Source organism: Stenotrophomonas sp. ATs4, assembly GCF_051861585.1.
Taxonomy (GTDB): domain Bacteria; phylum Pseudomonadota; class Gammaproteobacteria; order Xanthomonadales; family Xanthomonadaceae; genus Stenotrophomonas; species Stenotrophomonas maltophilia_AS.
The window spans coordinates 44856-58660 of the sequence record NZ_JBLYPK010000004.1 but is presented as its reverse complement, the minus strand read 5'-3'; the positions used below and the strand labels follow the sequence as shown (position 1 = coordinate 58660).

Genomic DNA, 13805 nt, shown 5'->3' with positions numbered 1-13805 from the left:
CAACACGGGGTAGCAGACCAGAGCAGGGTGCATGGATGGGTGACAGCGTGCCACCGTATGGGGTCCCGGACCATACTCAAAACGTCCTAGAATCCGCCTTCCCCCGGCTCCTCTGGTGCGTCATGTCGGCTCCCCCTGTTCCGTCTGCGGCTGCCCCCCGGGGTGGCCTTGTCGCGCTGGCATTGCTGCTGGTCTACGTGGTCTGGGGTTCGACCTACCTGGGTATCGCCAAGGCCCTGCACGGCGGCGCGCTGCCGCTGACGATGGTCTCCGGCAGCCGCTTCATCATTGCCGGCGGCCTGATGTTCCTGGCCTTGCGCCTGTTCTGGAAGATGCCGAACCCAACCCTGCGGCAGTGGCGCAACCTGGTCATCATGGGCGTGACCATGCTGGTGCTGGGCAACGGCATGGTGGTACTGGCCGAGCGCGAGGTGTCCTCGGGCCTGGCGGCCACGGCGGTGGCCTCGGTGCCGCTGTGGATGGCGCTGTTCTCGGCGCTGCGTGGCCAGCACGCCAGCAAGGGCGAATGGCTGGGCATCGCGGTCGGCTTTGTCGGCGTTGTCTGGCTCAATGCCGGCAGCAGCCTGACCGCCTCGCCGACCGGGCTGGTGCTGCTGCTGATCGCGCCGATCGGCTGGGCGTTCGGTTCGGTGTGGGCACGCGGGCTGGATCTGCCGGGCCCGTTCATGACTGCCGCCGGGCAGATGATCTGCGGCGGCGTGCTGCTGGTGCTGATCGGCCTGGCCGTCGGCGAGCGGCCGACCTCGCTGCCCGACACCGGTGGCCTGCTGGCGATGGCCTACCTGTGCGTGTTCGGTTCGATCGTGGCGTTCACCGCCTATGTGTGGCTGCTGCAGAACGTGCGCCCGGCGCTGGCGGGCAGCTATGCGTACGTCAATCCCGTGATTGCCGTGCTGTTGGGCGCCGCATTGAATGGTGAACGTTTTGGATGGCGGGACTTCCTCGCCATGGCGGTGATTCTTCTGGGTGTGGTGGTACTGACAATGGCAAGGACGCGAAAGAAATGAGCATGGACGAGAAAGAACAACGCCGTGGCCTGCTGGTCACCGCCTCCACCTTCGTGATCTGGGGGCTGGTGCCGGTGTACTGGCACCTGCTCAACGAGGTGCCCTCGTTCCAGATCATCGCCCACCGCATCATCTGGAGCACCGTGATGGTGCTGGGCTGGCTGCTGCTCAGTTCGCGCCTGGGCTGGTGGCAGAAGATCGCCGCACAGCCCCGCGCGCTGTCGATCCTGCTGGTGTCGAGCCTGACCATCGCCTTCAACTGGGGCCTGTACATCTGGGCGATCAATGCCGGCCACGTCATCGAAACCAGCCTGGGCTACTTCATCAACCCGCTGGTGAACGTGCTGCTGGGCGTGCTGGTGCTGAAGGAGCGGCTGCGCCGCCTGCAGTGGGTGGCGGTGGCGATGGCGGCGGTGGGTGTGGCCTGGCTGACCATCGATGCCGGCACGCCGCCGTGGATCGCGCTGGGCCTGGCCTGTTCGTTCGGTCTGTATGGCCTGTTGCGCAAGCTGGTCTCGGTCGATCCGGTGGCCGGCCTTGGCGTGGAAAGCCTGTACCTGTTCCTGCCGGCGCTGGCGTTCGCGATCTGGGCCGAGAACGGCCATGGCGGCGCATTCTTCCACGGCTGGGGCTGGCGCAACGATCTGCTGTTGATCTTCGGTGGCGCGATCACCGCGGTGCCGCTGATCGGTTTCGCCTACGGCGTGAAGCGCATTCCGCTGTCGCTGGTCGGCATCCTGCAGTACATCGCGCCAAGCCTGCAGCTGCTGCTGGGCGTGTTCTTCTTCCACGAAGCGTTCGACACCGGCAAGGCGATCGGTTTCGCTGCGATCTGGGCGGGCCTGATCCTGTTCGTCGGCGACAACATCCGCACGATGCGCGCGAAGCGGTAGCGCCGGGCCAAGGGGGTCGGATCCCTCCGCAACGCGGAGGGATCCGACCCCGCTTCCCCGTAAAAAAGAACGGCGCCCCGAGGGGCGCCGTTCTGCTTCCATCCACAGCCAGGAGAGAGATGGCTGTGGCGGGAACGCGGTTGCAGGCTTAGAAGCGCTGCTGGTACTTCATGTACATGAAGCGGCCGATGTCGAAGCCACCGAAGTAGGTGAAGCTGCTGTTCGGCTGGCTGTACATGATCGGGCCCTGGTGGTCGAAGACGTTGTTCACGCCCAGCGACACGGTGCCGTCCCACGGCAGGCTGTAACGCACCTGCAGATCGTGGAAGGTGTTGGAGCCCACCTTGCGGCTCGGCTGCGCATCGGTATACGGCGAGACGAAGCCGGCCATGTTGCAGTCCGGGCCACCGCTCAGGTCGTACGAGCAGGCTTCCTTCATGCCCGAGTAGTAGCGGGCGGTCCAACCGATACCCAGATCGCCGTACTGCCAATCCAGGTTGAAGGTCGAACGCACGCGGAAGTTGCCCTCCCAGCCGGTCCGCTGTTCCACCGGCGTGGTGGCGGCGCTGTCGTTGCGCTGCTCCAGGTACTCGGTGTAGGTGGTGTTCCAGATGGCGGCAAAGCGGCCGAACGAGGTTTCCGGCAGGCGGTAGCGCAGGCTGAAATCGTAGCCAGCGGTTTCGCGGTAGCCGGCATTGACCAGCGAGCGGTCCAGCGCGGTCACCTGGCCCAGCGTCTTGGCGCTGGTCGAACGGGTGAAGCGGCCACAGGCCGAATCCACACCCTGCACGTAGCACTGGTTGAGGATGTCGGTAGCCGATTCACCCACGATCGCGTTGTCGATGCGGATCTTCCACCAGTCCAGGCTGACATCCAGGCCCGGCACGAACTCGGGGCTGTACACCAGGCCCACGGTCCAGGTCTTGGCGGTTTCCGGCTTCAGGTTCACGTTGGAACCGGAGTCGAAATCGGCGATGCCCTGCTGGCCCGGACGGTTGGCAACGTTGCCTTCCGAAGCGGTCTGCTGGCGGAAGTCCGCCGGCACCTTCAGGGCCTGGCAGCGTGCGGCCACGGTCGCGCTGCTGGCGGCGATGCCGAACGAGGTATCGCACGGATCGGTGAACGAATCACGGCTCTTCGTGCCACCGCTGTACAGGTCGTCCACGGTCGGCGCACGGAAGCCGGTGCCGTAGGTGGCTCGCACCAGCAGGCTGTCGATCGGCTTCCACTTCACGCCGAACTTGCTGTTGGTGGTCGAACCGAAGGTGTTGTAGTCGGTGTAGCGACCGGCCAGGTCCAGCGACAGCTCGCGCGCGAACGGCATGTCGGCCAGCAGCGGCACCTGCAGTTCCAGGTAGACCTCGTTGAGCGAGTAGTCGCCACGGGTCGGCTGGCCGGTGGTGCCGGTGATCTCGCCCTTCTGCACCATCATGTCCGGGGTATAGCTGGCTTCTTCGTTGCGGTGCTCGAAGCCCATCGCGGCCATGACATCACCGGCCGGCAGGGTGAACACCGAGCCGGAGATGTTGGCGCTGGCGACCTTGGTGGTGCTCTTCATCTTGTCGACGAAGCGGGTGAACAGGTAGTCCTGCACGTCCTGGTTGCTCAGCGAGCCCGGGCCCGTATAGCCCATCGGAGCGGCCGGGTTCCATGGCACGCAGCCGGCGATCACCGCGCCCGGCGCACCGCAACGGGCCACGTTGCCGTCCATGAAGGACGGGCCGACGGCCTGGTTGACGTGCGGCTGGTACAGGCTGCCGCTACCGATGCGCTCGCCTTCATTGCGGTTGTACATGTAGCTGACGTTCCAGTCCCAGTAGCGCGAACCGGTTTCGAAACTGCCTTCCAGGCCGAGGCTGGCACGTTTGGTTTCCAGGTTGTTCTCGGTCGCACGCGGCATTTCTTCGGTGCGGTGCGAGAACAGCACGTCCTGGCCCCAGTGGTTGAACGCGCTGTCCTTGGACAGGGCCGCACGGGAACCGTTGCGTGCCTGCGCGGTGGACACCGAGTAGGGGTAACCGGCCAGGTGCTTGGTCGACTCGCGCTTGCTGTACATCGCGTCGGCCACGATGCGCAGGTCATCGTTGATCGAGAAGCCGCCGTTGGCGAACACCGAGGTGCGCTCCAGGCCGCTCAGCAGGCTCATGTTGGTCTTGGTATTGGAGCCATCGGCCGGATTCGGCGCGTGGAAATTATCCTTGTTGCCCGGGTCGCCGCCCGGGCCGACGGTCAGCGACTTGCCACCGACGGTGACGCTGCCCCACTGCGTGGTCTGGTTCAGTGCCTTGACGTCGTCGGAATGGCGCGGGCCACCCGGGTAACGGCTGAACTCGCGCTCGCTGCCGAGGATCTCGTCTTCCTTGGTGCGCTCGGCGCCGACGCTGAACCAGCCGCGGTCGAAGGTCTTGCCGAAGGTGGCGCTGTAGGAGCGCTTCTGGCCGTCGCCTTCACCGTACTGGCCGACGTAGACGCTGGCTTCGCCACCGTCGAAGTTCTTGCGGGTGATGATGTTGACCACGCCGGCGATAGCGTCCGAGCCATACAGTGCGGACGCACCATCGGTCAGCACTTCCACGCGTTCGACGATGGCCGAGGGAATCGAAGCCAGGTCGGAGTAGCCGCCGGCACTGACGCCCATGCGGCGGCCATCGATCAGCACCAAGCTGCGTTCCGGGCCGAGGTTGCGCAGGCTGACGTACATGCCGCCGAAGTCGCGCGAAGAACTCAGCGACGACGCGCGGCTCAGGCTCGGTGCACCGGCGGCGGTGACGTCCTGCAGGATGTCGGCGACGTTGACGTAGCCCTTCTTCTCGATCTCGGCGCGGTTGAGCGCAACCACCGGCTGGGCGGTTTCGACACTGGCCTGGCGGATGCGCGAGCCGGTGATTTCGATGCGGTCGAGGTTGGTCGGGGTATCGCCGGCGCTCTGTGCGAAGGCGGGGGTGGTGCAGCTGGTGGCCAGCGCGATGACGATCGCGTTGCGCAGCGGATTGGTTTTCAGGGACATCCGTGAAATCTCGTGTTTCAGAAAAAACATGCGCCCGTTCTGTGGGCGCGTGGGGTGCTGCAAACCAACGTGGGGGCCGGGATTCTAGAGTGTTTCCATTCGTAACTGTTTGTCTCTGCGCTGTGGAGGTGCGCGAAAATGAATCGCAACCAACAATCCACAGATATGGTGTGCGCAACGTCACGCGCGTTGCGTATGCGATGAGCAGAGGCATCGATAGCGGCGGATTTCCCGCAATCTGTAGCGGCGCGTGTGCACAGGCATCCATCCACGCATGGCGTGGATCTACTGGATCCGCGCGTAATGCATCGGTCAATGCCATGCGTGGATGCATCACGCCAGTAGATCCACGCCACGCGTGGATGCGTCGCATCAGTAGATCCACGCCATGCGTGGATGCGTCGCATCAGTAGATCCACGCCATGCGTGGATGCGTCGCACCAGTAGATCCACGCCATGCGTGGATGCGTCGCATCAGTAGATCCACGCCACGCGTGGATGACGCTCAAACAAAAAAGGACGGAGCCTCCGCTCCGTCCCCTGCGCGATGCGCGTTGTATAACTGCGTGATGCTCAGGTTTCGCGCAACGCCGTGGTGATCGGCAATCGTGCCGCACGCAGCGCCGGGAACAGGCCACCCACCAGCCCAATACCCAGTGCCCATTTCAATCCCGTCCACAGCAGTTCCGGCGACACATGGAACTTGAACACCACCGCGCTGAAGTTGCTGCCGATGGTGGACACGCTGTAGCCATTGAACAGCAGCCATGCCACTGCGCATCCCAGCAGGCCACCCAGCAGCGCCAGCAGCATCGTTTCCAGCATCACGGCCGTCACCACCGGCAGGCCACGGAAGCCGATCGCGCGCATGGTCGCAATCTCTCGCGCGCGCGTCGCCACCGCGGCATACATGGTATTGAGCGCGCCGAACACCGCACCCACCGCCATGATCGTGCCGATCACCTTGCCGAGGATGTCGATCAGCTTGGTCAGGCCGCCGCCCTGCTTGCTGTAGTAGGTACGCGTGGTTTCCACATCCAGCTTCAGGCGCGGGTCGGCGGCGACGGCGGCCTTGAACTGCTCGAAGCCCGCCTTGCCATCGGTGCGCACGCTGATCGACTGCCACGCACTGCGCTGGTAGGTGGTGGCCAGCGTATCGGCGTCGGTCCACAGTTCCGAATCATGTGCATCGCCGGTGGCGAACACACCCACCACGGTCCAGGTCTGGTTGCCGAGCGTCAGCGTCTTGCCGACATCCAGATCGCGGAACTGGCCCCTGGCGCCCTGGCCGACCACGATCTCGCGCAGGCCGGTGGCGAACTTGCGGCCTTCGACGATCTTGACCTTGTCATGCACCGCCCACGCCTGCGGGCCGACGCCGCGGAACTGCGCATTGACGTCGGTGCCATCGGACTTGGACACCAGGTTGACCACCTGCGACAGCTCCGGCGACAGCAGCGGTCGACCTTCGGCATCGCGGGTGATGCCGGGCAGGGTGGACAGCGTGGGTACCTGCGCGCGGGTGATGACCGAATTGGTCTCGGCCTGCGAGCCGCCGCGCAGCACGATGGCGGTGGTGTCATCGCCGGTGTTGTTGAGCGTGGCCTGGAAGCCTTCGCCCATCGCCAGCATGGCCACCAGCACGCCGACCACGCCGGCGATGCCGACCACGATCACCGAGGACGCGCCCCAGCGCTGCGGCAGGCTGGCCACGCCGATGCGGGTGGCGGCCAGTGCCAGCCGGCCGCCGCGGGTCAGCAGCAGCCACAGCGCCACCAGCACGGCTACGGCCAGTACGCCAAACCATGGCAGGTTGATCCACAGCACCAGGCCGATCACCAGCAGCAGCATCGTCATGCCGTTGCCCAGCCACTTCTTGAGTTTGCTCTTGAACATGTGGGTGTCCTCCTCAGCGGCCGGCCAGTGCGTCGACGATCTTCAGGCGCTTGGCACGCAGCGCCGGCAGCAGGCCGACGATGATGCCGATCACCACGATCAGGCCCAGCCCCATCAGCCAGGTGGGTGTCGGCACGTGCGGTGGCAGCATGCCCATGCTTTTCGGCCCGATCGCCGGAAGGATCAGCGCGGCCAGGCCCATGCCGATCAGGCCACCCAGGCCAATCAGCAGCACCGACTCCACCATCACCAGGGTCAGCACGGTGCTGTCCTTGAAGCCCAGCGTCTTCAGCGTGGCCAGCTCCGGCACGCGCTCGCGCACCGCCTGCGCCATGGTGTTGCCGGTCAACAGCAGCAGGGTGAAGAACACCGCGCCCATGATCGAGGTGACGATCATGCCGATGTCGGCGAACTGCTTGACGAAGGCCTGCTGGAACGCCGACTCGGTCTGGGTCTTGGTTTCGTGGTCGGAGTTGGCCGAGATCGCATCGATGGCCTGCGCCACCCGCGAGGACTGGTCCGGGTTATCCAGCGTGACCGTGTACCAGCTCACCTGGTTCTTGATGTAGTCGTTGGACTCATCGAAGTACTTCCAGTTCATCATCAGCTGGCGTTCTTCGTTGGCGGCCAGCGCACGGTCCTTGGAACGGTAGATGCCCTTCAGTTCCAACGGCCAGTCGTTGCTGCCACCCCGCGGGAAGATCGTCGCCTGCAGCGGGATGGTGTCGCCGATCTTCCAGCCGAACTGCTTGGCCAGGGTTTCGCCGACGATCGCGCCGGTGCGGGTCTGCTTCCAGTCCTCCAGCTGCGCCGGGTCGATCTGCAGTTCGCGGTAGACATCGAAGTAGTTGGGCGATACCGAGAAGTTCGGGAAGAAATTCTTCGGGTCCTGGTAGATGCCACCGAACCACATGCCGTAGGCCACGTCGCGCACACCGGCGACCTGGCGTATCTGCGTTTCCAGGCGGATCGGCAGGGATTGGGTGATCGACAGCCGCGAGGCCACCACCAGGCGGTTGGCGCCTTCCACGCTGCCACCGGAAGAGAACGCCACGCGCACCGAATCGAGCATGCCGAACAGCAGGAACGCGGCCACCACCGACAACAACGTGAGCAGGGTGCGGGTGCGGCTGCGGAACAGCTGCGCCCAGACCAGCGAAAAGTATTTCATCGTTGCGGCCTCCGTCAGTGGGCCAGCGGCGCGTCGGCCAGCTCACCCTTGTCCAGGTGCACCGTATGGGTGGCGTACTCGGCGGCCTTCGGGTCATGGGTCACCATGATGATGGTCTTGCCGTGTTCGCGGTTGAGCTGCTGCAGCAGGCCCAGAATCTCCTCGGCAGACTGGCGGTCGAGATCGCCGGTGGGTTCGTCGCAGATCAGGAAGGTCGGGTCGGACACGATCGCGCGCGCGATGGCCACGCGCTGCTGCTGGCCGCCGGACAGTTCATTCGGGCGGTGACTGCGGCGGTCGGCCAGGCCCACCAGGGTCAGTGCGATCTCCGCATTGCGGCGGCGCTGGGCGGCATTGAGGTGGGTCAGCAGCAGCGGCAGTTCCACGTTCTTCTGCGCGGTCAGCATCGGCATCAGGTTGTAGAACTGGAACACGAAGCCGACGTGGTGGCTGCGCCAGGTGGACAGCTGGCCGCCGCTCATCTGGTCGATGCGCTCGCCCTCGATGCTGATCTCGCCGCCGCTGGGGTTGTCCAGCCCACCGATCAGGTTGAGCAGGGTGGTCTTGCCCGAGCCGGACGGGCCCATCAGCGCAACAAAGTCGCCGCTGGCGATGTCCAGGTCGATGCCGTGCAGCACCTGCACTTTCTCGGGGCCACGCTGGTAGGTCTTGGTGATGTTGCGCAGTGAAACCAGGGTCGACATGGGTGGTTCTCCACGGAAGGCGGGAAACGGGGAAGCGCACCTGCGGTGGCCGCGGGCGTGCGTCGAGCGGTGTTGCCGGCGGCGCCCATGGGCGCCAGGCCGTTACTGCGCTTGTTTCTGTTGCACCTTGGCGCCATCGCGCAGGGTGTCCGGCGGGTTCACCACCACCGATTCACCTGCGCTCACGCCCTTGAGGATCTGGCGGTCCTTGCCCATTGCCTGGCCAGCCTCGACCGTGCGCTGCTGTACGCGGTTCTCGTCACCCAGCACGAAGGCCACCGAGGCAGCATCGCGCTGGACCACTGCGGCGGCCGGCACCCGCACGCCCTGCGGCTTGGCCGCTGCCTGTGGCTGCGCCTGTTCCAGGAAGCTCACCCGCACACCCATTTCCGGCACGATGCGGGGGTCTTTCACCTTCAGCGCCACACGCACTTTCACCGTCGCCTTGCCGCGGTCGGCGGTGGGAATGATGGCGATCACCTCGGCCGGGATCTTCCATTCCGGGTAGGCATTGAGGGTGGCTTCCACCGGCATCTTCGGCTGCACGCGGCCGATGAAGGCCTCGCCCACTTCCACTTCGATCTCCAGCGATTCCATGTCCACGATGGTGCCGATGCCGGTACGGGTGAAGCCACCACCGGCTGACAGCGGCGAGACGATTTCGCCGGGCTGGGCTGCCTTGGCGGTGACCACACCGGAGAACGGCGCACGCACGATGTTGTTGTCCACGCCGAGGTCGGCGATGGCGAGCTGATCGTTGGCGACCCTGACATTGCGCTGCGCGGTTTCCAACTGTGCACGCAGGCTGTCGCGCTGGGCCACGGCCTGATCGTACTGGGAACGCGAGACCAGCTGCTGGCCGACCAGTGCCTGCAGGCGGCCTGCTTCGGCGGCGGCCTGCTTCTGCTGTGCCTCCAGCCCGGCCACCTGGCTGCGCGCGGCCTGCAGTTGCGATGCATACAGGCTGCGCTGCGCGTCCGCATCGATCGGGTCCAGCGTGGCCATGATCTGGCCCTGCTCCACGCGCATGCCTTCTTCGATCATCACCTCGCGGACCTTGCCGGTGATCTTCGCCGAGACGGTGGCCATGCGCCGGGCCACCACATAGCCGCTGGCATCGAGTACCGAACTGCTGGCACTGCCCTGCTGGATGGCCACCGCGGGTGCGGTTTCCACTTCCACGGCAGGGGCGCGGCCGAACAGGGCGTATGCACCGCCGGCCAGCAGCAGGACGATCACGGCCACGACAATCCACAACCAACGGCGACCACCGCTGCCACCCGGGGAAGCCGGCGGTGGCGACTTGCGGTCGATGCGGAGTTCCTTCAACAGCTCGGCAGAAGCGTTCATTCGTTCCATCACAGGCATTCGGGCGGGTGTGACCGGAAGGGCGGACTGCGGCGGTTCCGGCGGTGGAGCGTGCGGCACAGCATGACGGCAGGGACAACGACGACGGCAGTGACAGCTGTCATCCGAAGACATTGACGGTGGCAACTGCGAAATGTGACCACGGCGGCACAGGATGGCAACGTCCCCGCTACCGGTACTGCCCATGGATCCGATCGCCCCGTCGTTGGCCCACCTGCGGCAGGTGCAGGTGCGTTACCGCGACCATACCGCCCTGCACGGCATCGACCTGCAGGTACGCGCTGGCCAGGTGCTGGCGCTGCTGGGCCGCAACGGTGCCGGCAAGAGTACCGCGATCAGCGTGCTGTTGGGCCTGCGCCGCGCCGATGCCGGCCAGGTGGAACTGCTTGGCGGCGATCCGCAGCAGCGTGCCTGCCGCCTCGGCCTGGGGGTGATGTTGCAGAGCACCAGCCTGCCGCCGATGTTGCAGGTGGACGAGCTGGTGGCACAGGCCAGTGCCTGCTATGCCGATCCCCTGCCGCTGCCTGAAGTGCTGCAGCGCGCCGGCCTGCAGGACCTGGCCACGCGCCGCTATGGCCAGCTGTCCGGCGGCCAGCAGCGCTGCGTGCAGTTCGCCATCGCGATCTGTGGACGGCCGCGCGTACTGTTTCTGGATGAGCCGACCACCGGCCTGGACATCCAGGCACGGCAGACGCTGTGGCAGGCCATTCGGCAGCGGGTGGCCGAAGGCTGCGGCGTGCTGTTGACCACCCACTACCTGGAAGAGGCCGAGGCGCTGGCGCAGCGGGTGGTGGTCCTGGAGCAGGGGCGGGTGCTGGCCGACGCCCCGTTGTCCGAACTGCGGTTGGCCGACCGCCCACGGCGTATCCGCTGCCGCAGCAGGCTGGCGGTCGATGAGGTGCAGCAGTGGCCGGGTGTGCAGCAGGCGCAGCGGGAAGGCGATCATCTGCAACTGCTGGCCAGCCCGGCCGAGCCGGTGGTGGCGCGCCTGCTGGCGGCCGATGCGCAGCTGCGTGAGCTGGAAGTACAGGGAGCGGCGCTGGCCGACGCTTTCCTCGACATGACCCGGGAGGCCGCATGAACACCCTTGCCCGCACCACCAGGTTGCCGCTGCCTGTCTGGCGCCAGGCCCTGCGCCCGTACCGCGCTGAACTGGTGGCCGAACTGCGCCGCGCCTGGCGCACGCCAGCGTTCGCCGTGCCTTCGCTGCTGTTCCCGGTGCTGTTCTACCTGTTGTTCGGCGTGCTGCTCGGGCGCGGGCATGCGCCGCTGTACCTGCTGGCCACCTATTGCGTGTTTGGTGCGATGGCCCCGGCGCTGTTCGGCTTCGGCGTGCAGCTGGCGCTGGATCGCGAAGGCGGCCTGCTGACGCTCAAGCGCGCGCTGCCGATGCCGGCGGCGGCACCGTTGCTGGCACGGCTGGCCATGGCGGTGATGTTCGCGCTGCTGGTAGCAGCGCTGCTGATCGGTGTGGCGCGCGTGCTTGGTGGCGTGCAGCTGCACGTGCTGCAGGTGGTGCAGTTGATGGCGGTGGCCGGACTGGCGGCGTTGCCGCTGGGGGCGATCGGCCTGCTGATCGGCAGCCATGTCAGTGCCAGTGCGGCACCGGCGATGGTCAACCTGGTCTACCTGCCGCTGGCCCTGCTGTCGGGCCTGTGGCTGCCACTTTCGGCGCTGCCGAAGCTGTTCTCGACGATGGCACCGCTGTGGCCGACCTGGCATCTGGCACAGCTGGCGCTGCCGGTGGTCGGGCTGCCGTCGGTGGGCAGCCTCGCCGGCCATCTGCTGGTGCTGCTGGCGGTGACCGTGGTCGCGCTGCTGCTGGCGAGCCGCCGCCTGCGCCGGATCGGCTGAACTGGCATGATCGGCAGCGATCGTCCCCGCCTGGATTCTCCCGTGCCGTCGAGTTGGCTTGCGTCCCTGCTGCGCCCCGCGCCGGATTCGGCCGTGGCCGAACTGCTGCGACGTGGCAAGTCGCCCTGGAGCGGTGCGATCCACCTGCTGTGGTCGGTCTGGATCTTCCTCACCCCAGTACTCGGCAATGGCTTCACGCTGCGCTGGCTGCTGCTGACCCTGGTCAGCTATCCGTTGTTCCTGCTGCTCTATGCGAAGGTGATGCTGGCGCCACGGCACCACGCCTGGCGCTACGCGCTGGGCATGATCCTCATGGCCCTGGTACTGCTGCCGTGGTATCCGTCGGGACTGAGCTACTTCGTGTTCGGCAGCGTGATGATCCGCATGAGCAGCCGTGGTGGCTGGTGGGTGTACCTGCTGCAGCTCACCGGGCTGAATCTCCTGTTCTGCAGTGCCGCGCTGTATTTCGGCTACCCATGGCAGGCGATGGTGTGGATGCCGGCGGTGTCGTTCATCGTCGGGCTGGTGGTGAATGTGGAGGCCTTGAGCCAGCAGCGCGACGTTGCCCTGCAGCTGTCACAGGACGAAGTGCGGCGGCTCGCCACCACCGCCGAGCGCGAGCGTATCGGCCGCGACCTGCACGATCTGCTGGGCCACACGCTGTCGCTGATCACGTTGAAGCTGGAGCTGGCGCGCAAGCTGTACGACCGTGACGACGCGCGTGCGCGGCAGGAGATCGGTGAAGCCGAGGCCATCGCCCGCGAGGCGCTGGCACAGGTCCGCAGTGCGGTGACCGGCATCCGCGCCAGCGACCTGGCCGGCGAGCTGGCGTCGGCACGCCTGCTGCTGGAATGCCAGCAGGTACACCTGCAGTACACACCGCCGCCACCGATGCCGGTCGACGTGGAACGTGGACTGGCGCTGGTGCTGCGTGAGGCAGCAACCAACATCGTGCGCCATGCACAGGCGACCCGCGTGCAGGTGGATTTCAAGCTTGAGGAGCGACAGTTGGCGATGCAGATACGAGATGACGGCCGCGGTGGGGTACAGGCCGAGGGCAATGGATTGTGTGGCATGCGTGAGCGGGCGGCGGCGCTGGGTGGTCAGTTGACGCTGCAGTCGCCGCGCGGGGAAGGCACGGTGTTGACCGTGCGCGTGCCTCTGGTGGCCGCGACCACGCCGCTGTCGCCAGCGTCACTGGCGCAGGATGGTGCCGCATGATCCGCATCCTGCTGGCCGAAGACCAGGCGATGGTGCGCGGCGCGTTGTCGGCACTGCTGGGTCTGGAGCCGGACATCGAGGTGCTGGGCAGCGCTGCCGATGGCGAGGCGGCGTGGCGCATGCTGCAGCAGCTGCAGCCGGATATCCTGGTCACCGACATCGAGATGCCTGGCCTTAGCGGGTTGGAGCTGGCACAGCGCATCGCCCGCCACGAACTGCCGATCAAGGTAGTGATCGTGACCACCTTCGCCCGTGCGGGTTTCCTGCGCCGCGCGCTGGAAGCCGGCGTGCTGGGTTATCTGTTGAAGGACGCACCGGCCGAGAACCTGGCCGACGCCCTGCGCAAGGTGAAGCAGGGCATCCGCGCGATCGACCCGCAGCTGGCGCTGGATGCGTGGTCGCAGGCCGACCCCCTGACCGACCGCGAACGCCGCGTGCTGCGGCTGGCGGGCGAGGGCCGCACCGCCAGCGAGATCGCCGAACAGCTGGGGTTGTCGCACGGCACGGTGCGCAACTATCTGTCCGAGTGCATCGGCAAGCTGGGCGTGGCCAACCGCATCGAGGCGTACCGGCTGGCGCGGCAGAAGGGATGGTTGTAGAGGCGTCCTGCTTTTCCCGGTGATGTCATTTCCGCGGTCGCGGAAACGATCCGCCGGGAACGCC

General features: G+C 66.3%; 11 protein-coding genes. 6 read left to right on the top strand and 5 right to left on the bottom strand.

The window, feature by feature from the left end; genetic code table 11:
- Positions 1 to 122 precede the first annotated feature (122 nt).
- Both yedA and rarD read left to right on the top strand, forming a co-directional pair.
- Positions 123 to 1028 (top strand): drug/metabolite exporter YedA, encoded by a 906-nt coding sequence (gene yedA, locus ABR323_RS08375; protein WP_135272004.1) that lies wholly within the window; start codon positions 123 to 125, stop codon positions 1026 to 1028.
- Entirely contained in the window at positions 1025 to 1921 is an 897-nt protein-coding gene (gene rarD, locus ABR323_RS08370; RefSeq protein WP_439448951.1) for an EamA family transporter RarD, read from the top strand. The genes yedA and rarD overlap by 4 nt, the downstream gene beginning before the upstream one ends.
- A 148-nt stretch (positions 1922 to 2069) precedes the next feature.
- Here the strand turns inward: rarD and ABR323_RS08365 are convergent, their stop codons facing one another.
- From ABR323_RS08365 to ABR323_RS08345, 5 genes are all read right to left on the bottom strand, one after another.
- Positions 2070 to 4928, bottom strand: coding sequence for a TonB-dependent receptor plug domain-containing protein (locus ABR323_RS08365; protein ID WP_439448950.1), 2859 nt, complete (start codon positions 4926 to 4928; stop codon positions 2070 to 2072).
- Between the two features lie 573 nt (positions 4929 to 5501).
- Positions 5502 to 6824, bottom strand: a complete 1323-nt coding sequence (locus tag ABR323_RS08360; RefSeq protein WP_439448949.1) for an ABC transporter permease — start codon at positions 6822 to 6824, stop codon at positions 5502 to 5504.
- A gap of 13 nt (positions 6825 to 6837) precedes the next feature.
- The gene (locus ABR323_RS08355; RefSeq protein ID WP_197616236.1) at positions 6838 to 7995 is read right to left on the bottom strand and encodes an FtsX-like permease family protein; all 1158 of its coding nucleotides are present in this window, start codon (positions 7993 to 7995) and stop codon (positions 6838 to 6840) included.
- 14 nt (positions 7996 to 8009) lie between these two features.
- Positions 8010 to 8699 carry an ABC transporter ATP-binding protein gene (locus ABR323_RS08350; protein WP_004137569.1) on the bottom strand — a complete coding sequence of 230 codons (690 nt, stop codon included), beginning with the start codon at positions 8697 to 8699 and terminating at the stop codon, positions 8010 to 8012.
- Between the two features lie 102 nt (positions 8700 to 8801).
- The gene (locus tag ABR323_RS08345) at positions 8802 to 10049 is read right to left on the bottom strand and encodes an efflux RND transporter periplasmic adaptor subunit (protein ID WP_439448948.1); all 1248 of its coding nucleotides are present in this window, start codon (positions 10047 to 10049) and stop codon (positions 8802 to 8804) included.
- 202 nt (positions 10050 to 10251) lie between these two features.
- On the opposite strand from ABR323_RS08345, the gene ABR323_RS08340 reads away from it, so the two are divergent.
- Genes ABR323_RS08340 through ABR323_RS08325 form a run of 4 tightly spaced genes read left to right on the top strand, consistent with a single transcriptional unit; the run spans position 10252 to position 13741 of the window.
- Positions 10252 to 11148 carry an ABC transporter ATP-binding protein gene (locus tag ABR323_RS08340; RefSeq protein WP_439448947.1) on the top strand — a complete coding sequence of 299 codons (897 nt, stop codon included), beginning with the start codon at positions 10252 to 10254 and terminating at the stop codon, positions 11146 to 11148.
- Positions 11145 to 11921 carry an ABC transporter permease gene (locus ABR323_RS08335; protein WP_439448946.1) on the top strand — a complete coding sequence of 259 codons (777 nt, stop codon included), beginning with the start codon at positions 11145 to 11147 and terminating at the stop codon, positions 11919 to 11921. The genes ABR323_RS08340 and ABR323_RS08335 overlap by 4 nt, the downstream gene beginning before the upstream one ends.
- Positions 11922 to 11927: 6 nt before the next feature.
- The gene (locus tag ABR323_RS08330) at positions 11928 to 13142 is read left to right on the top strand and encodes a sensor histidine kinase (protein WP_439448945.1); all 1215 of its coding nucleotides are present in this window, start codon (positions 11928 to 11930) and stop codon (positions 13140 to 13142) included.
- Entirely contained in the window at positions 13139 to 13741 is a 603-nt protein-coding gene (locus ABR323_RS08325) for a response regulator transcription factor (RefSeq protein ID WP_005407733.1), read from the top strand. The genes ABR323_RS08330 and ABR323_RS08325 overlap by 4 nt, the downstream gene beginning before the upstream one ends.
- Positions 13742 to 13805: the final 64 nt, after the last annotated feature.